14 protein-coding genes are annotated in these 19,135 nt (G+C 64.6%); 7 read left to right on the top strand and 7 right to left on the bottom strand.

Annotated features, from left to right (window positions below; translation table 11 throughout):
• Position 1 precedes the first annotated feature (1 nt).
• Positions 2-901 (bottom strand): LysR family transcriptional regulator, encoded by a 900-nt coding sequence (locus tag AC3WJD_RS09350; RefSeq protein ID WP_492746340.1) that lies wholly within the window; start codon positions 899-901, stop codon positions 2-4.
• A 236-nt stretch (positions 902-1,137) separates the two neighbouring features.
• Here AC3WJD_RS09350 and AC3WJD_RS09345 point away from each other — a divergent pair, with 236 nt between their 5' ends.
• Genes AC3WJD_RS09345 through AC3WJD_RS09330 form a run of 4 tightly spaced genes read left to right on the top strand, consistent with a single transcriptional unit; the run spans position 1,138 to position 5,897 of the window.
• Positions 1,138-1,707: a MarR family winged helix-turn-helix transcriptional regulator gene (locus AC3WJD_RS09345; RefSeq protein ID WP_492746339.1), complete on the top strand. Its 570-nt coding sequence runs from the start codon at positions 1,138-1,140 to the stop codon at positions 1,705-1,707.
• A gap of 2 nt (positions 1,708-1,709) precedes the next feature.
• Positions 1,710-3,140 (top strand): efflux transporter outer membrane subunit, encoded by a 1,431-nt coding sequence (locus AC3WJD_RS09340; RefSeq protein WP_492746338.1) that lies wholly within the window; start codon positions 1,710-1,712, stop codon positions 3,138-3,140.
• Between the two features lie 34 nt (positions 3,141-3,174).
• Complete coding sequence (locus tag AC3WJD_RS09335) at positions 3,175-4,353, top strand: HlyD family secretion protein (RefSeq protein WP_492746337.1); 1,179 nt, start codon at positions 3,175-3,177, stop codon at positions 4,351-4,353.
• Entirely contained in the window at positions 4,350-5,897 is a 1,548-nt protein-coding gene (locus AC3WJD_RS09330) for a DHA2 family efflux MFS transporter permease subunit (protein WP_492746336.1), read from the top strand. Before AC3WJD_RS09335 ends, AC3WJD_RS09330 begins: the two co-directional genes overlap by 4 nt.
• 187 nt (positions 5,898-6,084) lie before the next feature.
• On the opposite strand, the gene AC3WJD_RS09325 is transcribed toward AC3WJD_RS09330, so the two are convergent.
• Together AC3WJD_RS09325 and AC3WJD_RS09320 are read right to left on the bottom strand one after the other, a co-directional pair.
• Positions 6,085-6,843, bottom strand: a complete 759-nt coding sequence (locus tag AC3WJD_RS09325) for a LytR/AlgR family response regulator transcription factor (protein WP_492746335.1) — start codon at positions 6,841-6,843, stop codon at positions 6,085-6,087.
• Positions 6,840-7,943 carry a sensor histidine kinase gene (locus tag AC3WJD_RS09320; protein ID WP_492746334.1) on the bottom strand — a complete coding sequence of 368 codons (1,104 nt, stop codon included), beginning with the start codon at positions 7,941-7,943 and terminating at the stop codon, positions 6,840-6,842. The genes AC3WJD_RS09325 and AC3WJD_RS09320 overlap by 4 nt, the downstream gene beginning before the upstream one ends.
• Before the next feature lie 241 nt (positions 7,944-8,184).
• On the opposite strand from AC3WJD_RS09320, the gene AC3WJD_RS09315 reads away from it, so the two are divergent.
• The 3 genes from AC3WJD_RS09315 to AC3WJD_RS09305 all read left to right on the top strand — a co-directional run bounded on the left by AC3WJD_RS09315 (position 8,185) and on the right by AC3WJD_RS09305 (position 12,033).
• On the top strand, positions 8,185-8,907 hold the full coding sequence (locus AC3WJD_RS09315) for a hypothetical protein (RefSeq protein WP_492746333.1): 723 nt from the start codon (positions 8,185-8,187) through the stop codon (positions 8,905-8,907).
• A 79-nt stretch (positions 8,908-8,986) separates the two neighbouring features.
• A complete protein-coding gene (locus tag AC3WJD_RS09310; RefSeq protein WP_492746332.1) occupies positions 8,987-9,799 on the top strand; it encodes an endonuclease/exonuclease/phosphatase family protein in 813 nt (270 codons plus the stop codon).
• A 149-nt stretch (positions 9,800-9,948) separates the two neighbouring features.
• Positions 9,949-12,033 carry a S9 family peptidase gene (locus AC3WJD_RS09305; RefSeq protein WP_492746331.1) on the top strand — a complete coding sequence of 695 codons (2,085 nt, stop codon included), beginning with the start codon at positions 9,949-9,951 and terminating at the stop codon, positions 12,031-12,033.
• 26 nt (positions 12,034-12,059) lie between these two features.
• Here AC3WJD_RS09305 and AC3WJD_RS09300 read toward each other — a convergent pair whose 3' ends face one another.
• From AC3WJD_RS09300 to AC3WJD_RS09285, 4 genes are all read right to left on the bottom strand, one after another.
• The gene (locus AC3WJD_RS09300) at positions 12,060-13,562 is read right to left on the bottom strand and encodes a tryptophan halogenase family protein (protein WP_492746330.1); all 1,503 of its coding nucleotides are present in this window, start codon (positions 13,560-13,562) and stop codon (positions 12,060-12,062) included.
• Between the two features lie 22 nt (positions 13,563-13,584).
• On the bottom strand, positions 13,585-14,616 hold the full coding sequence (locus AC3WJD_RS09295) for a cupin-like domain-containing protein (protein WP_492746329.1): 1,032 nt from the start codon (positions 14,614-14,616) through the stop codon (positions 13,585-13,587).
• Between the two features lie 35 nt (positions 14,617-14,651).
• Positions 14,652-15,380: a SapC family protein gene (locus tag AC3WJD_RS09290; protein WP_492746328.1), complete on the bottom strand. Its 729-nt coding sequence runs from the start codon at positions 15,378-15,380 to the stop codon at positions 14,652-14,654.
• A gap of 158 nt (positions 15,381-15,538) precedes the next feature.
• Complete coding sequence (locus AC3WJD_RS09285) at positions 15,539-18,709, bottom strand: TonB-dependent receptor (protein WP_492746327.1); 3,171 nt, start codon at positions 18,707-18,709, stop codon at positions 15,539-15,541.
• Between the last annotated feature and the right edge of the window lie 426 nt (positions 18,710-19,135).

Below are 19,135 nucleotides of genomic sequence, written 5' to 3'. Positions count from 1 at the left end.
ATCAATGTTGTGAGTCCTGCAGCAGCCGATCGAGCACTTCCTTGGTTTGTCGGATAATCGGAGAAGTCGATCCACGCATGAAACTCAGAAATATTGACGACATCGCACCATCTTCTTCCAGCGGCCTGTAGCAGACGTCGCTGCTCCGCATCCGCTGCACCGTAGCGGGCACGACGCAGATTCCGGCTTCCGCCGCAACAAGACCGAGGGCGGCAAGGAGATCCTGGATCTCAGTCTTCCGGATCGGCACGAAATTGGCTCGGTCCATGAGGCGCGCGACCGGATCCGACCGGCGTCCCGCGGACTGGTCACGATAGGAGATGAAGGTATCCCCGGCGAGGTCGGCAAAGCGCAGCGCGGGCAGGCTGTCTGCCGCCAGTGGATGGCTGGGATATAGCGCAACGACAAAGGGCTCCTGTCGGATCTCGATCTGTTCGACATGGTCGTCGCCGACCCGCTCGCGCCCAACGCCGACGTCGATTATTCCATCGCGAATGGCGGCGAGCTGTTCGGGGGTGGACAGCGCGCGCAGGTCGATGTCGAGATGCGGGTTGAGCGCGCGCAGATGTTTGATGACCGCTGGCAGATGACCGTAGATCACCGAGGTCTCGAAGCCGACCCGGACCGTCTGCCGTCCGCCGCGACCATAAGCAATCGTTTCCGTCTTGAGGCGATCGACCCGCGAGATGATTTCCTGCGCGCGTTCCCGGAAGAATTCGCCCGAACTGGTGAGGCGCATGGGTCTGGCGTCGCGATCGATCAGGCGGACGCCCAGCTCGTCCTCGAGATTGCTGATCTGCCGGCTGAGCGGTGGCTGCGCGATGTGCATCTCCTCGGCCGCACGGGTAAAGTTCATCGTGCGACAGACAGCGAGGAAATAGCGAAGCTGTCTTAGCTCCATTGCCGCCATACCGAAAAAGTTGGGAACCCGAGACCAATGATCTTGGACCTTCGCGGCCGCAATTTCTAGATCGACGTCAGCAGCGACGGACGCCCCTGCCCCGGAGCAAGTCCTGCCTCGGTCCGCACCTCCATCTCCTCTCCTCCCCGGGGGTGCGGGCCGGCCCTCTCAGATCGAGGCTTCCGCTGAGCGCCCGTTTCGGGCGGCCGGCGAAGCCTGCGCGGAAAGGATCGGTTGTGAGCCGTCTCACCATGCTGTCACCCAATTCGGACGCGCGCGACACCAATGCTGCCGCGCAGCCGGCTCTGCCGGCCGCGGTCGATATGACAACTTCCAGCGTGTCCAAATTGCGCGCCGAGCCTTCCCTCGGGCGTCTGCTCCGGCGCGCAAACCGTCTCGTTCAGTCGACGATCGAAGCCCGTTTCGGCGCCGCCGATCTCAACTTCACGCAGTGGAGCGTCCTTGATGGCATCAACCGGGCTGGCCCTATGACAGTGGGCGAGCTGGCCGCAGCGATGCAGATGCCGAAGAGCGCTCTGGCCCGTGTCACCGATGGGCTCGAGGCACGACATTTGCTGGCTCGCGAACGCAACGTCGCGGATCGGCGCATGGTCACGCTGAGTCTGACCCAGGCCGGATGCGCGAAGCTCGTCGAGATCGGGCCGATCTCTGCCCGGCGCTGCGACAAAGTCCTGGCCGGCCTCACCGAAGCCGAGATCGAGCATCTCATGATGCTTCTCAGCAAGCTCGCGGATTCGATCGAGCGCAACGCCTTCGTGGCGGGCCGCCCGGTGGTGGAGGCATGATCATGAAAAAGCGGACAGCCCTGACGATGTTGGTGACGTCCCTGCTCGCCGGCTGCGTGGCGGTGCCGCATGACAAGCCGCAGGTGGCGCCGGTCCAGTGGAGCTCGCTTGGGCTCGAGGATCAGAGAGCGACGATCGATACGGCCTGGTGGACCGCATATGGCGACGCTCAGCTCAACCGCCTCGAAGAAATGGGCCTCGCGGGCAATCCGTCGCTCGACGCAGCGCTGGCCCGAATCCGCGCGGCCGAGGCGCTGGTGGACATACGCCATGCCGATCAGCTTCCGCAGGTCGACGCCAGTGGCAGTGTGGAGCATCAGCGGCTCAGCGACAAAGCCCTGATCCCTCCGCCCTATGGCGGCAGCGATCGCACGATCTCGGTGGTGCAGGGTTCGCTCAACTGGGATCTGGATCTGTTCGGGCGCCAGCGCTCGCTCGTGCGGCAGGCCTCGGCAAGCGCCGATGCCGCCCGGTTCGATGCGGCGGCGGCTCGCCTTGCGATCTCGACCTCGATCGCGCAGACCTATGTCGGCCTGGCGCGGGCCAACCGGCTCATCGCGGTCGCCGACGGCTTCATCGCCACCCGCCAGAATGCGCTGCGCTACGTCCAGTCGCGCATCAACAATCAGCTTTCGAACGAGTTCGAGCTGCGACAGGCCGAAACGCTGCTGGCTCAGGCCGAGCAGGTGAGGACCCGCGCCGAGAAGCAGCGCGATTTGCTCGTTCACGCGCTCACCGCGCTGGTCGGCCGCGGCGCGGACTTCTATCCGGAAATCACCGCACCGACGATCGCGCTCGACAGGCCGCCCGAGGTGCCCGGGATCCTGCCCGCCGACCTGCTCGGCCGTCGCCCCGATCTGCTCGCGGGCCAGGCGCGCATCGACGTGGCGGTACAGGGTCGCGCGGTCGCCCGCGCGGATTTCCTGCCCAACGTCAATCTGCAGGCGTTGATCGGCGCGTCAACGCTCGGCTTCGGCAACCTCTTCACCGGCGGTGCGCTTCAGGCCGGCGGCGGCGTCGCGATCCATATCCCCATCTTCGAGGGCGGCAAGCTCAGGGCGCAGTACGCCCACGCGACCGCCGACCTCGACGACGCGGTGGCAAGCTACAACAACACGGTGCTCGCGGCGGTCCGCGAATCCGCCGACGCCGCGACGAGCGTCCGCGCGGCCGATGACGACGTGGCGGAGCAGGGCCGTGTCGTCGCCGGGCTACGCGACACCGTGCGGCTCGATCAGGTGCGCGTCCGCACCGGCCTCGGCTCGCAGCTCGACGCGATCGATTCGGGCTTCCGCCTGCTCGAGGCCGAACAGGATCTGGTCAACCTCCAGGCGGCATCGCTCGACAGCCGTATCCAGCTCGTCGCGGCGCTTGGCGGCGGCTTCGACCCCGCGAACCCACTTGGCTCCCGCGCGCCGGCCGCCACCCACTGACGAATCCGCGAAACTCTCGATCGAAAGCAACCCCATGAACGCCCAGACCCCCATCCAGGCCGAGGCCGCAATCGAAACGCCATCCAGATCCCGCAAGCGCCGGCTCGGATTTCTCATCCTCGGCGCCGTCGTGCTGATCGGGGCGCTTGCCTATGCGGTGATGCGCCTGCTGGCGCCGTCGAGCGAGACGACCGACGACGCCTATGTGGGCGGCGACATCGTCTCGATCACGACGCGCGAAGGCGGCACCGTCATCGCGCTCCACGCCGACAACACCCAACATGTGAACCGCGGCGCGCCGCTGATCGATCTCGACCCCGCAACGGAGGACGTCGCACTGGCCTCGGCCGAGGCGCAGCTCGGACAGGCGGTTCGCAACTTCCGGTCGCAGCGCGCGGCGGTGGATGAGGCTTCGGCTGAAATCGCCTCCTCGCAGACCGATCTCGGCAAGGCCGAGAATGACTATCGCCGCCGCAGGGCCGCGGCCGCCGACGGTGCGGTCTCGGGTGAGGAGGTGAGCCATGCCGCGGATGCGGTCAACACGGCGCGTGCCGACCTCAACCTTGCCCGCGCCAAGCATTCGCAGGCCGCAAGCGCCATTCAGGGCACCGATGTCTATAACAATCCGGCGGTGCTCGCGGCGATGGCTGCCGTGCGCCGCGCCGCGATCAGCCGTGCCTATATGCACATTTCCGCGCCCGTCGGCGGCGTGGTGGCGCAGCGCACGGTGCAGCTCGGCCAGCGCGTCGCGCCGGGCACGCCGCTGATGGCGGTGGTGCCGCTCGACAGCCTTTGGGTGGACGCGAACTTCCGCGAGACCCAGCTTCAGGACATGCGCGTCGGCCAGCCGGTGACGATCGAGGCCGACATCTACGGCCGCTCCGTCACCTTCCACGGTAAGGTGCTGGGTCTCGGCGCCGGTTCGGGCAATGCCTTCTCGCTGCTGCCGCCGCAGAACGCCTCGGGCAACTGGATCAAGATCGTTCAGCGCGTGCCCGTCCGCATTGCGCTCGATCCCAAGGAGCTCGCGCGGAACCCGTTGCGCGTCGGCCTGTCGGTGACGACGACGGTCGACACCAGCGATCGTTCGGGCCCGACGGTCGCCGGCAGCGCACCGCCCGCCGGCGGCAGGCAGGAGGTGGTCGATGGCGGCCCGCAGGTCGAAGCCCGCATCCGCCAGATCATCGCCCGGAACATGGGAGCCGCCCGGTGAGCGCACCCGCGCCACCGGGCGCGCAGCCGGCGCCGCTGAGCGGCGCGGCGTTGGGCATTGCTGCGATCGCGCTTGCGCTCGGCACGTTCATGCAGGTGCTCGACGGCACGATCGCCAACGTCTCGCTGCCCACCATTTCGGGCAATCTGGGCGTCAGCACCGACAGCGGCACCTGGGTCATTACCTCCTTCGCGGTGGCGAACGGCGTGACCGTGCCGCTCACCGGTTGGCTGATGGGCCGTTTCGGCGTGGTGCGGACCTTCACCGTCTCGGTGATCGCCTTCACCATCGCCTCGCTGCTCTGTGGCATCGCCTGGGATCTGCCCTCGCTGATCTTCTTCCGCATCCTGCAGGGGGGCGTATCCGGGCCGATGATCCCGGGCAGCCAGGCGCTGCTGCTCTCGATCTTCCCGGCGCACAAACGCGGGACGGCGCTCTCCATCTGGTCAACGACGACGCTGGCGGCGCCGGCGCTGGGCCCGGTGCTCGGCGGCTATATCTCGGACAATTATTTCTGGGGCTGGATCTTCCTGATCAACGTGCCCTTCGGGATAGCAACCGCAGCGCTGAGCTGGCGCTATCTCCACGATCGCGAGACGCCGACGCGCAAGATCCCGATCGATACGGTCGGGCTCATCCTGCTCGCCTTCTGGGTGTTCAGCCTCCAGACCATGCTCGACCTTGGCAAGGACCGCGACTGGTTCCACAACCCGTTGATCGTCGCGCTGGCGCTCTGTGCGCTCATCGGCTTTGCCGCCTGGGTGATCTGGGAAGCAACCGAGCGGCACCCGATCGTCGACCTGTCTTTCTTCGGCCGCCGCAACTTCGCCTTTGGCTCGCTCGCGCTCTGCCTCGGTTATGCGCTGTTCTTCGCCAACAACCTGCTGCTGCCGCTCTGGCTCCAGCAATATCAGAACTACAACGCCACCTGGGCCGGCCTCGTGGCCGCGCCCTCGGGGCTGCTGGCCGTTCTGTCGGCACCGCTGTTCGGCAGGCTCAAGCTCGAACCGCGCTGGATGGCGACCATCGCCTTTCTGTGCCTGGCGGGATCCTTCTGGATGCGGTCGCAATTCACGCCCGATGCGAGCTTCCTCGTCCTGGCGGCGCCGCTGGCGCTGCAGGGCATCGGCCTGACCATCTTCTTCGTGCCGCTGGTGACCATCCTGCTGGATGGCATCCCGGCCGAGCGGGTTCCCGCGGCGAGCGGGTTGTCGAACTTCGCGCGGATCACGGCGGGCAGTTTCGCTGCCTCGATCATCACGACCCACTGGGATCGGCGCGAGGCGCTGCACCAGGTGCGGCTGACCGAGGCGGGAAGCCCGTTTTCGCCAGCCTATCGCGGCGCGGTGGAGCAGCTTCAGTCCCAGGGCCTGAGCCCGCTTCAGGCGGCAGGATCGATCTACCACCAGGTCGTCAACCAGTCCTATCTGCTCTCCTCGCTCGAGCTGTTCTGGATCAGTTCGATACTGGCGGTGGCGATGATCGCGGTGGTCTGGTTCTGCCGCAGGCCCGCGCCGAGCGACCATGTCGTTGCCGCGGATTGAGTTCTGACCGGCGGTCCTCCAAGGCTCCGCGCCCGGCATTGGCCGCTTACTGGTCCGCCGATTCCGGGCAGGAAAATTAGAGGCACGCCGCAGCGGTCGTGGCCACCGCCAAGCCGGGCAGCGTAGCCAATAGCTGGCGCGCTTCCGCTTCTCGACCTGTCGCGGCCCGCGAACGGACCATGACGATCTATCCAGCCAATGCTGATGCCTGGAGCCGTGTCAGCACAGCCTTTGTGTAGTTTGGGCCGACGGCAACAACGGCGCCGTCGGATAGCTTCAACGCGATGAGCCCCTTCCCCAGCCGCTCTATGCCGTCAACGCGACCGGGGCTGACAAAGCTCGAACGATGCACGCGCATCAGCCTGGCGGGATCCAGGATAGCCTCGAGCGCAGTCATCGAACTGCGGTGCAGATAGCTTCGCGTCGCGGTGTGGAGCAGCACATAGTCCTTGGCTGCCTCGATCCAGTCGATGATGTCGACGGGCACGCGCACCGAGCCACTGCGGACCTGTACCCAGATCGCCTCGTGATATGGTGATGGCGCGGGGTCGACCGCGCCCGCGTGCTCTGCAGCCGCTTGCAGCGTGCGTCGGCGCCGGGCGCGCGTGATCGCCTGGCGCAACCGGTCAAAGCGCACGGGCTTGAGCAGATAGTCAACCGCCTCGACCTCGAAGGCGTCAGGCGCGTAATGCTCGAAAGCCGTGACGAAGATGATCTCGGGCCGTCCCTCGGCGGGCAGGTCGGCGGCGACCGCCATGCCGCTGCGTTCGGGCATCTGGATGTCGAGCATTACCAGATCGGGTTTCAGCGCGGTGATCGCCTCGGTGGCGCTGCGGCCATCGCTGGCGTCGCCGACCACCTCGACACCTTCGATGTCACCAAAAAATTCGCGCAGCCGGTCGATTGCCAGCGGCTCGTCATCGACGATCAGCACGCGCAGGCTCATTCTGCGGCCTCGCGCAATGCCGGCGCGCCAAAGGACAGCGGCAGGCGGATAGTCGCCCTGAAGCCCGGGTCGCACGGGACCGCGTCGAGCCTCGCCGCATCACCATAGAGCACATCGAGCCGCTGACGCACGTTGCTGAGGCCGACACCGATACTCGCATGCGAGCCCTCGCCCGCGGGCGCGGGATCGCCGTCATCCTCGACGGCGATCACCAGTTCCTCGTCGTGCTGCGCCGCCTCGACGCGGATCGTGACTGGGCGGGTGGCAGGCGCGACCGCATATTTGATCGCATTCTCGACCAACGGCTGGAGGATGAAGCCCGGAATCAACGCGTCGCGCAGTTGCGCGGGACAGGCGAATTCGACCGCCAACCGATTGCCGAAGCGGATGCTCTCGACCTCGAGATAGGTCTGGAGCGTCGCCAGCTCATCCTCGATCGTGGTGGGGCCTTCGGGATCACCCGCCAGTGTCGCACGCAGGAATTCGGACAGGCGTCCGAGCATTTCTTCGGCTTCGGCACTTCGCCGCGTAACGACGAGCGAAGAGATCGCGTTGAGCGTGTTGAACAGGAAATGCGGATTGAGCTGATAGCGCAAAGCCGCCAGCCGCGCGCTGGTGGCTGCGGCATTGGCCTCCGCAGCTGCCTGGCGCGCCGCGGCGAGAAGCCTTTCGCGCTCACGCGCCCGGTGATTGGCCTGCAGCACCGAATAGAGCGTGCCGAGGAGCGCGAACTGCCACGAGAAGAACGCAAAATTGTTGGTGATCCGCATTGGATAGGGCGCCCGCGTGGCAACGCTGGGCGTGATCGCAGCGACGATCGCGGCGACGGCAAAGGCGAACAGCATCGAAATCGTCGCGATAACGACTGCGAGCACGACGACCCGCGCAGCAACATTGCGATCGCGCATCGCGAATGCCACGCCGAAAAGCGCACCCGAAAGCAGCGCGCCAAGCGTGATGATGGTGAGCGTGAGCAGCCAGTCTTCGAGCGTGGGGCTGGTCCGGTCGAAATACATCGGCAGCATGAGCAATGCGCCCGACGACAGCCACAGCGCTGCGGTGAGTTGCGTTGCCTGACGGAAGTGTCGTGTCATGGCCATGCGCGATCCATATCCAAAGCCGTTACATAGCGCGACATTTCGCGATTGGCGTCCTGCTTTGTCGCAGCAGCGTCGTGCTTGGGCGATCGACCGCGAACGTAGGGGTGGGGCTTGGCGGCCCTGGTCGCATTGGCGACCGCGCCGGACGCAGCGCGCACGGCCCCCGAGCACGGCGTTCGTACAAGGCCGTGCCGCAGAGATATCGATCGCGGCATCCACAGCGCAATTGAAAGGGCCCCGCATGAAGCGAAACGCTATGATCGCAACTACCGCTCTGGCGGCGTTGCTCGCCACAGGCTGGGCACAGACTCCGGCCGCGGCACAGAAGGAAGGCTGCGCGGCGCGAGTAGCGAAGGCCAAAAAGAAACGCGGCCTGCTCGGTCTCAAGGGATCGCTGATGGGAGCAGCGCGCGGCGACGGTGACCTCGGCTCAGATCTGGCCGGCACTGCGGCTGCCGCCGCGCAAGCGGGTCCGAGCGATTGCATCGATCCGCCCCGATCGGACACCGGACGCGCTGCGCCCGTCAGTGCCACCGATCGCGCGCGCCGCGACATGGCCGCTGCGGACGCAAAATATCCCAGCCGCATGCCGGTTCCCGCCGACAAGAAGGCGGAGATCGACGCCTACCACGCGCTCGGCGAGGTGCGTTGCCAAGGATGCGAAGGCGGCAAGACCAATGAAGGCTGGTACCGCCTCGCACTCATGGACGAGATGCGCCGCACCAACACCAACCTCAACCAGAAGATGGTGGGCATGGCGCCGGGTGAGACGCTGCGCTGGTCGGCTTCGGTCGTGAAAGGCCGAATGACCGCGCTTGGCGAAGAGACGGTCAACGGTTTTCGCTGCAAGCGCTTCCGCTTGCGGATCGAGCGCGACACGCGCAGCGCCGAGCGCGATGCGCTGATGTGCTGGGGCAAGGCCAGCGAATATGCGGGCAGCGACAGCTGGGTCGAGGTCTATTGAGGGGCCCGCGGGGCCTCAGTGGTGACGGCTTCATAAAGCCCATGTAACCGTTTACATGGCGCGAACGAAGGAGACCGCCATGATGCTCAACCGCCGCGAAATGCTGTTCGCCACCGCCGTTCTGCCCCTTGCCGCCTGTACGACACTCCAAACGCCATCGGACCGTCATGGCGTGCGGGTCGCCACCTTCAACATATGGCACGACAGGGGCGATTGGGCGACGCGCCGGTCACTGCTCATCGAGGCACTGCGCGCGGCGGACGCCGACGTCATCGCGCTTCAGGAGGTCCTGCAGGATACGAACAAAGGCTTGCACAACCAGGCGGAAACGGTGGCACGCGCGCTGGGCGGTTATTCGGTCCATTTCTTCTCGACCGAGCCTGAAGGCTCGCCGCGTCGGTACGGCAACGCGATCCTCACCCGGCTCCCGGTGCTCGACGAGGCCACGCGGAAACTGGAACCTTTGAATGATTACCGTACGGCATTGCGGGTCCGCGTGCAGGCCGATAACCGACCGATCGACCTGGTTGTCACGCACCTGGCCTGGCAGGAAGACGCTGGCGCCGTACGCGCCCGCCAGATCGCGGACCTGTTGTCCTGGCTGCCGCAGGAGGGCGTGCCGCTGGTGCTGATGGGTGACTTCAACGCGCCGCTTTCCGATTCCGGACTGGCAGCGCTTGCATCGACGCGGTTCCAGAGCGCCCTGCCCTTCAATTCGGTTCCCTCGACGCTGAACCCCGCCAAGGGACACACACCTCGCGTCATCGACCATATCTTCGCGGAGCGGAAATGGTTCAGCGCGACCGACGCCCGGTTGATCGGCGCAGAGCCGACCAATGGCGAATACCCCTCCGATCATTTCGGGGTGGTTGCCGCACTCGGATTCCGGTGAAGGTGTTTCTGCCTGTTCACGCAAGCATCCGGGACAAAGAGAATCCTGATCGGAAAATATCGGCTTGAATGAACGCGCTAATCTGCGTCAAATAGCGAGATGGCTGAGGGTTCGCCGGGCGGTCGCGCGGCATCGGGCGGGAGAATAGGATGGTGAGGTCGACGGTCGGTATCGCGGTTGCGGCAATGCTGGGGGCCTGGATGCAGCCACTGGGTGCGGCGGCGCCGGACGACACCCATTTTCTCGACTTCCCATTGGCGGTGTCGGTCAGTGCCGCCAAGGTGCCCGCCTTGGCCTGGCTCGTGCGCCAGGGCGCCGAAACCACGATCATGTTCGCGCGCGCACCGGACTTTGCGCGCACAAGGCTTTTCTCGCGCAAGGACGACGACGGCCAGCCGATCACCGATGTCCAGCTTTCGCCCGACGGGCGATATGTTGTGTTCCAGACCGCGGCGTCTGCGGGCGGGGAAACCGCCTATAATCCCGCCAGCCTGCTCGAATCGCCCCAGCCCATACTGTGGCGTATCGAGACACGCGCGGGTGCGCAGCCGGTGCGGATCGCCCCGGGCAGCGGTCCGTTCTTCTCGCCCGACGGAAGGCGCCTGCTCTATCGCCAGGGCAAGGATCTCTGGGCGGTCGACCTCGGCAGCGATGCCACACAGCCGAAAGTGCTGGCCGCGGGTGGCGCGGCCTTTGGCCAGTCGATCTGGACGGCGGACGGTCAGGGTCTGATCTTCGCGCAAAATCGCGGCGGCTACAGCTTTCTGGGGCTTTACCGGCTGGGCGCGGAACAGATTCAGTGGCTCGTGACGGGCCCCCACAGGCTCGCATCGCCTGTCTTGTCACCCGACGGCACAACGGTCGCCTATCTGCGCTTTCCGGGGCGGCAGCACGATGTGACCTATGACCAGACCGAGAGCGAGCCCTTCGCCGTGGAGACCGTCGAACTCGCCAGCGGCGCGACGCGCACCCTGTGGCGGACGCGCGACCGGGCAGTCCTGTCTTCGCTTGAAGATTCGGACAATGCGCTGCGTTGGGCCGGTAACGACAATCTCGTCTTCTACTCGGAGCATGATGGCTGGGGACGCCTCTATGCCATCGACCGACGGGGCGGTGCCATCCGCGCGCTCACGCCGACGGGTTGCGAGGCGGCGGAAAGCGAGCTGGCCGGTCCCGACACGCTGCTCGTCGTCCATAATTGCCGCAATGCCGATACGCGACAGATATCGATCGTCGACGTGCGTAGCGGACGCGAGCAAGCGGTCGCGACCGACGATATCGTCACCGCCAACGCAGTCGTGGCGGGCGACAGCGGCTATGCGGCACTGACGGGCGGCACTGCCGAGAGTGCGCCGCTGCTACGCGTGCTTGATCTGCGCAAGCGCAGCGTCGTGATGACTGAGCGCGCGGCCGACTACGGCTATACGCGCAATTTCAGCGCCCCGGCACCCAAGGCGGTGAGCTTCGCCGCGTCTGACGGTAACAGCGTACCGGGCCAGCTCTTCCTGCCCGCCGGCAAGGGACCGCACCCGGCCCTCGTCTATGTCCATGGCGGGCCGCCGCGACAGATGTATCCCGCATTCCACTACGGCAGCTACTACGCCAACGACTTCGCGATGAACCGCCGGCTGGCCGAGCTTGGCTATGTCGTGCTCAGCGTCAATTATCGCTCAGGGATCGGCTATGGTCGCGCCTTCCGCGAGGCATCCGGCCGGGGTTGGCGCGGCGCCTCGGAATATGCCGACGTGCTGGGCGCCGGCCGCTGGCTGGCGCAGCGCGCCGATGTCGATCCGAAGCGGATCGGCATCTGGGGCGGCTCCTATGGCGGCCTGCTGACGGCGCAGGCGCTCGCGCGCAATTCCGAACTGTTCAGCGCCGGAGTCGCGATCCATGGCGTATTCGACTGGAGCTGGCCGTCGAAGCGGCCCGGCCACCTCAATCCCAGCGTCTTTTTCGGGGTCGGTGATGCTGACCGCGCAACCGCGCTCAAGGCCTCGCCGCTCGGTGCAATCGATGGCTGGCGTTCGCCGGTCCTGCTGTTCAGCGGCGATCAGGACATGAATGTCGACGTGCTCGAGACCGTCGACCTGGCGCAGAAGCTGGAAGCGCGCAATGTCGACATCCAGACAGTGCTGCTGCCCGGTGAGGCGCATGACTTCGTCCGCCATTCGAGCTGGCAGCGCCTGTGGCACGAGCAGCAGCGCTTCTTCGACGAAAAGCTGCGGTCCCGATAGACTTCCCGGCCCCCGAAGATCCGGGATCAGCGGCGCCGATAATCCGCAACCACCGGGCAGTATTGCTCGAGGAATTCCTGCTGGGAAGGCAACCCGGCGACCGCGCCGGCGATATTGACCTTGAGGCCGCCGAGCGCCTGTTGCAGCTGTTCCGGGCGCATCGCGTGCGCAAAGCGATGATATCCTTGCGGCTGCAGCCGCTGGCCGAGCATGACCTGCACCCAGGAATCGATGCGGAACAGCTCCTCGACCACCTGATAGGCATGGGCGTCCTCACGGAACAGCGCGATGCGCTGCGCCAGCGTATCGGGAATGTCCATCGTCCGGCAATGCTGCCAGAACGGGCTGTCGCCACGTTCGGTGAGCTTGTAGTGCATGATGACGAAATCGCGGATCTTCTCGATCTCGTCGCGGGCCAGATCGTTGTAGCGCCGCATCAGCGAATCGTTGCAGCCGTTGAAGGGGAAGAGCTGTATCAGCCGCGTGACCGCGATCATGATCATGTGGATGCTGGTCGATTCAAGCGGCTCTACAAAGCCGCTGGCGAGTCCGAGCGCGATACAGTTCTTGTCCCAGGCCTTGAGGCGACGCCCCGCGCGGAAGCGAAGCTGCCAGGGTTCGATCAGAACCTCGCCGTCGATCATCTGGAGGAGGCGCGCATGCGCCTCGTCATCCGAAAGGTGATCGCTGCTGTACACCAGCCCGGTGCCGACGCGATGCTGGAGCGGGATGCGCCACAGCCAGCCGGCATCATGCGCGATGGCGCTGGTATAGGGCATGGCAGGGCCGGTGGCGGTCGTCTGCACGGGAAGCGCGCTGTCGTTGGGCAGCCAATGCCGCCAGTCCTCGAAACCCGCCTTCAGCGTCTGCTCGATCAGCAGGCCGCGAAAGCCCGTGCAATCGATGAACAGATCCCCCTCGAGCCGTTCGCCGGACTCGAGCACCAACGCGGTGATGAAGCCCGTCTCGGGGTGCTGCTCGACCGTCGCGATCTTGCCCTCGACGCGGCGCGTGCCCTTGGCTTCACTCAAGCTCCGCAGATAGCGGGCGTAGAGGCTCGCATCGAGGTGATAGGCGTAATTGACCCGGAACTTGTCCGAAATGGCGAACTTGCCCTCCAGCGCGGCCTGCAGCTCGAGGCAGTAGTCGCCAAGCTCTCCCGCGAGCCCCAGTTCCCTCGCCCCGAGCCAGACATGGTGGAAATCGGCCATCCAGGTCGACTTTCCGAGGGTGCCGAAGGAGTGGATGTAGCGATCGCCGATCTGCCCCCAATTCTCGAAATTGATGCCGAGCTTGAAGGCCGATCCGGTCTCTCGCATGAACTCCTGTTCGTCGATGCCGAGCAGATGGTGAAAGGTGTGCGCGGTGGGCACGGTGGACTCGCCGACGCCGACGCGCCCGATCTCGTCCGACTCCACCAGCGTGATGTCCAGTAGAGTTCCCAGACTTCTGGCAAGCGCGGTGGCTGCAACCCAGCCGGCGGTTCCGCCTCCCGCGATGACGACGCGCTTCACGATCTGTTCGGCCAAGACACTCCCCCTTTTTGTATCATCACCGGTTGAGGCGGTTCTGCAGCAATCCCCGCAAACGCCGGGCCTTCATCTCGTCGAGCGGCCCCAGATTGCCGCGGGCATGTTCCGGCAAATGCGCGCCCGCACGATCGGCAGGGCCAAAGACATAATAATCGAACAGCTCGCGCCAAGCCTGCTTCTCGGGCTCGGGGCGGTCACGCAGGCTCAGCAGCGCGTGCAGCAGCGTGGTCATCGGCGTGTCCATGAAGGCGGGCGAGGTGTTCCACCAATAGTTGATCATGACGTTGAAGGCATCGAGCGCCTCGACCTGGTGCCACCAGAGCGCGGGGTAGAAGAGGATATCGCCCGGCTCCAGCTCAGCCACCTCGCCCGCCGCCAATGCCTCACGGGCGCGGGGATAGCGATCGAGATCGGGGTCGCGCAGGTCGACCATGCTGACCACCTGGCCACCGGGTGTGGGCTCGAGCGGCCCGGGGTAGAGATTGTGGACCTGCTCGGGGGGAAACAGCGTGAAGCGGCGGCGGCCGACCATGCAGCAGGCGATGTTGTTGGACATGTCGTAATGCGCGCAGGCGAGCGTCCGGTTGCCGATCCAGACGCTGACGATGGGTGGATTCTGTTCGAACATCGCGTGATTGAGCACGAGGTCGTTCTCACCCCTGAGCCCCGGCAGATAGCCGTCGACATCGGTCGAGCCGATGTAGAAGGAAGGCGCATCGGCATTGCCCAGCTCGGCGCGCATGCGTTCGAGATATTGGTCGAGAAGGACGCGCTCGCCTTCGAAATTGAGACCCGTCAGTTCGTCATTGTAGAAATAGCGTCCCTTGATCTCGGGTGGGCCGGTATAGCCCGCGATCGGCCGGCCATTATAGAAGGGACGGAGATAGGCGATGGCCTGATCGGCGCCTTCAAGGCCCCGCTGCACAAGCGGCCAGTCGCGCGCGACCCCCTTCAGGATCGCCGGCTGTTGCGCCTCCATCAGTTCTCCGTAGGGGATCGCATCGGGTGCCACGCCCGCGATCACCCGCGTCCTGCCCACCACGCCGGCCATGCTAATCCTGCCCCTTGTGTAGCAGCCAGGACATGTCAGCTTGTCCCACGCCGCCGGTTCTTGGTCTCGATAAGGCGGCTCACATTGCGCAGCGACGCCGCCGCCAGGAAGGCGAGGCGTAGAAAGCCCGCGTTGTTGAGTTGCTCCAGCGTCGCGCCATCGAGGCCGGCGAGCCGGTCCTCGCTAACGGCGCAATAATTGGCGACATTATACTGCTCGTCCTCGCTCAGCTTGATCTCGAGCCGCACGGGCTCGATCAACCCCGCCTGCTCGAAGGCGGCGAACATCGGCTTGCTGATCTCCAGCCCTGAATAGATTGCGCGCAGCACCCGCGCCATATGCTCCAGATAGGGCGCGTTTCCGCCATGTAGCAGGAACAGGGCTTCGCCCTCGCTCCGGCTGACGCGCGGATGATCGAGATCGATATGGATCATCGGCTCGACGCGAGGCTCATCTCCCCCGCGCCTCTCGCCAAGCCCGATGGAAAAGGGTCCGCGCTGCTGCACCGCGGGGATATAGCGCCCCTGCCATCCGGACTCGTCGAGAAACAGGTTTTCGTCGCGGTCCAGCCCCAGCAGCGCGACCGACTGGAACTCTCCGTTCTCGTCCTTGCGGAACAGAATCGGGTATTCGCGCTGGATGTCCTCGAATTCGGTGGGAAAGATCAGCACCTGGTTGACGCTGTCGCCGAATTCCGCCGAATGCCTGGCGATGACCCGCAAGCCGTGATGATCGACGTTATTCAGCAATACCTTCTGGGTCATCCCATATCCGGCCTTATTGCTCTTTGTTGCCCCCTGCGAGCCGGGGCGGGCAATTGATGATGGAGCAAAGCATCCCGCCCCTCAACTCCATTGGTGGCGCCGAAAGAGGAAGGCCGCTGCGTGCAGCGGCCCTTCCCCCTCCTTTGCTCCGTCACGCTCTAGAACTTGTAGCGCGCGCCCAGATAGAAGCGCGGCGACAACTCCTGCGCGAACCACAGCTCGTCCTTGTCGCGTGCATAGGTCCGGATCGGCTCGCTGGTCAGATTCACGCCTTCGAACGACACCTGGATGTTCTCGGTGACGTCGTAAGTGACACTGACATCAAGCGTGCCGAACGGCGCGACAAACACCGGGTTCCGACTCCCCTGACGGTTGAGCCGGCTCAAATACTTGTCGCGCCAGTTATACGCCACGCGTGCGGAGATGCCGTACTTCTCGAAAATGCCGGTGATGTTGTAGCTGTTGGCTAGGCCCGTCAGCGCGAACTGGTCCTGATTGGGATCAGCCCCGATGTTGAAGCCGACGTCGCCATTCACATTGGTGTACGAACCGGCGATGCCGAAGCCGCTGTCGCCGAAGAAATACTGACCTTGAAGCTCGAAGCCGTGAATGTTGCCTGTCTCGCTGTTGATCGGCGTGTCGACCGAGAAGTTGAACAACGGATCAGAGGAGTTCGCGATGATGTCCGTGCGTCCCAGCACCAGGTCAACGAACGCCTGGTTTAGCGTGCCGTTCGTCTCGTTGGCCTGGTAGATCGCCGAGGCGGCAGCGACCGTAGCGGCATCGATACCGCCCCCTTGCTCCTGGATCAGCGCGGTCATCGTGAACAGGTTCACGTCGCTGATGTCGCGACCGAGCCTTTGAAGTTCGGCCAGAGCAGCGCCCGAGCGCGTGCCGGCAGCGCCGGAGCTGGGGTCCCGCAGACCGAAAAGCTCCTGCTCCACCTGGCCGGCGCCCGGGAAGTTCTTCACCTTTTTGTAGAAGAACGCGGCCGAGACATAGCTGGACTTGTCGAAATACCATTCCAGCGACACGTCGAAATTGTCTGAGACGAGCGGCTTGAGACCTGGATTGCCGGCGGTGCCCGTCGCGACGCCACCGGTCGCAGTGGGGCGGTTGGGGTTATTGTTGTCGACCGACTGTGACGCAAACAGGACGCCATAGTCCGGGCGGGCCAGCGTCCGGCTGTAGGATACGCGCGCGAGGAGATTGTCCATCGGCTCGATCTGGAAGTCGATCGCCGGGAGAAGGTTGTTATATTCACCCTCCGCCCGAATCTGCACGGTATCGCTTGAAAGCACGGTCGTGAAATCATTGTCGGAAACCCATGCAATCCTGTCCGGCTGCGTGACAATGGAATTGGAAGTCACCTTCGTGTTCTCGTAGCGCACGCCAGCGACGAGGCCCGCGGGCCGGCCCATGAACTCACCCTTCCAGGTGAACTGGACGTAGCCGGCCCAGATCTTCTCCTTGACCTCGTCGTCCAAGCCGGCCGTCGCGTTGACGGGGTTCCCCGGCTGGACACCTGGCAGGAGCGGGTTGCCGTCCGCCACATAGGCGGAGGAGAGCGCCTGATACAGATCAACCGCGTTGCCGCGAAATGCGACCGCCGCATTTCCGGGTTTGTAGTGATTGAACTGACACGCAAGGCAGAATTGCTCGATCAGGTCGCCGGCAAGCGCCTCAACGTCGCCGACATTGTTGATTCCCCAGTCGCCGAGCGTCTGCTGCGTCTGGGAGCGCTGGCTCGTCATCTTGGAGTCGATATAGTTCATGCCGAGGTCGAAGCGTCCGCCCCCATCGAACTCCCAGCCCAGATCGGCGGAGAACTGGCTGAGACGGTGCTCCTGACGGGCTGTGACGGTGCGCGCCACCTGTGTTCCCAGATCGCCGATATCGAGGGCGCCGTTGTTGTTGCCGCGAAGCGCGTCGTTGAGAGTCAATTCCTGGACCGGAATACCTCCGCTGAAATCAACCGAGTGCGCCGAAACGACGGGGGCACCGATGCCGACGAGCGTTGAGCTCGCGCCATTGGGCGAATCGGGCCGGTCCTTTGCCTTGGATGTGTTGCCGTCCAGCGTCAGCGTGAAGCCCTCGCTGATTTCCCAGTTCGCGTTCAGGCCAAAGGCGTAAAGATCGGACTTGGTCGCGCGGTACTGCTGCTCAAAGCCGATGTCCTTCACGCCGTTCAGCGTTTCCTGAAGGAAAACGGTCGTCGGCACGATCGGGTTGTCGTCGAACCTCACCTGGTTGAAGGGGCGATTGAACCAGTTGGTCTGGTCGGAGCGCTCCTCCTTGACCTTGTTCTGCGCGTAAAGCGCGTCGGCCGTCAGCGTCAGCGTCTCCATGGGCCGGAACTGCAGTGTCAGCAGCCCATTGATGCGCTCGCGTTCCGATTCCGAATAGTGATAGCGGCTGTCATTGGGCACCGCGACCAGCGTCGAGAGATCGGTCGGCGCATTCTCGATCTGAGTGGCTTCATTGGCCGGCGTCGCCGGATTGTCCGCGCGGACAAAGCCGTTGTTGGGATTGAGAAAGTCCCCAAACGTCCTGATGTTCCAGTCGTTCGACGTCGCGCTTGCGGCCGCGCTCTTGCGGTCCTGATAGGAACCGAACAGCGATACGCCGAAGGTTTCCTCTTCGTTCGACCAGCCAACGATGCCGGAGATTTCGGGAGTAACCTCGAAGCCATCCACGCTCGTATCGTACAGTGCCTTGGCGCCGATGCTGCCGCGCAGTCCTTTTTCACCGGTTTCCAGCGGACGCTGCGTTTTGATGTTGATGGTCGCACCAATGCCGCCGGATGGCAGGGCGGTGCGCGCGGTCTTGTACACTTCAAGCGTACGAACGCCTTCCGGGGCAAGGTTGGAGAAGTCGAAGGAGCGGCTGGTCGGCTGCTGGTTTTCAACGTCCTGGTCGCCACCCACGACTCCCACGCTGGATGTTGCAAGCTGGCGGCCGTTGAGGGTGATCAGGTTGAACTGGGGGCCGAAGCCGCGCACCGTCACCTTCGAGCCCTCGCCGTTGACGCGATCGATCGAAACGCCCGGAATGCGCTGCAGCGATTCGGCTATGTTGGTGTCGGGGAACTTGCCGATGTCTTCCGCCGAAATCGCGTCGACGACGCCCGTCGACTCGCGCTTGATGTCCATCGACGCTTCAAGGCTGGCGCGGATGCCGGTGACGATGATGTCGCTTTCGGTTGTCTCTTCCTGTTGCGGCTGCGCTGCGTTCTGGGCGAGCGCGACGCCCGGCATCAGAAGACCTGCGGCCAATGCGATCGACGACACCGAACGCGCGAATATCGGCAGTAAACCTGGCCCGTTCATGACCCCCTCCTCCTATGCAGCTCTTGCGGCCTTTGACAGCGTTGTCCACATTTCGATCAACTTGTCAATGTTATCGCTATCATACGGAGACGGAACGTCAAGTCCGATTCGATAGTTTCGCCCGACCGCTAGGCGATAACCTTACGTTTCAAGCCAAAAAAAACCGGACTTTGTTAGGCGAGCGCCCATTAGGACCAGCCGCAGCCTCGACTCCAATCCGAATTGAGGCCGAATCGGTTGTATAGCGTTGTCTAAGCCCGCACCGTCCTCCGAGCCCAAAACCCACTTCGCGCCGACCGCGATCAAGCCGGAATCGAGCCGCGCAGCCAACGCTTCCGCCCGGAATCGCTGAGTGCAATAGGACCGCCACGACACAACAGCCTTCAAGCGTAGCCCTGCAGCCGATTCGAGCGCGATGGACAGCAA

Source organism: Sphingobium sp. FW306-1B-F04DB, from assembly GCF_058781925.1.
The sequence above is the reverse complement of the archived record's forward strand: the minus strand, read 5'-3'. Positions and strand labels throughout refer to the sequence as shown.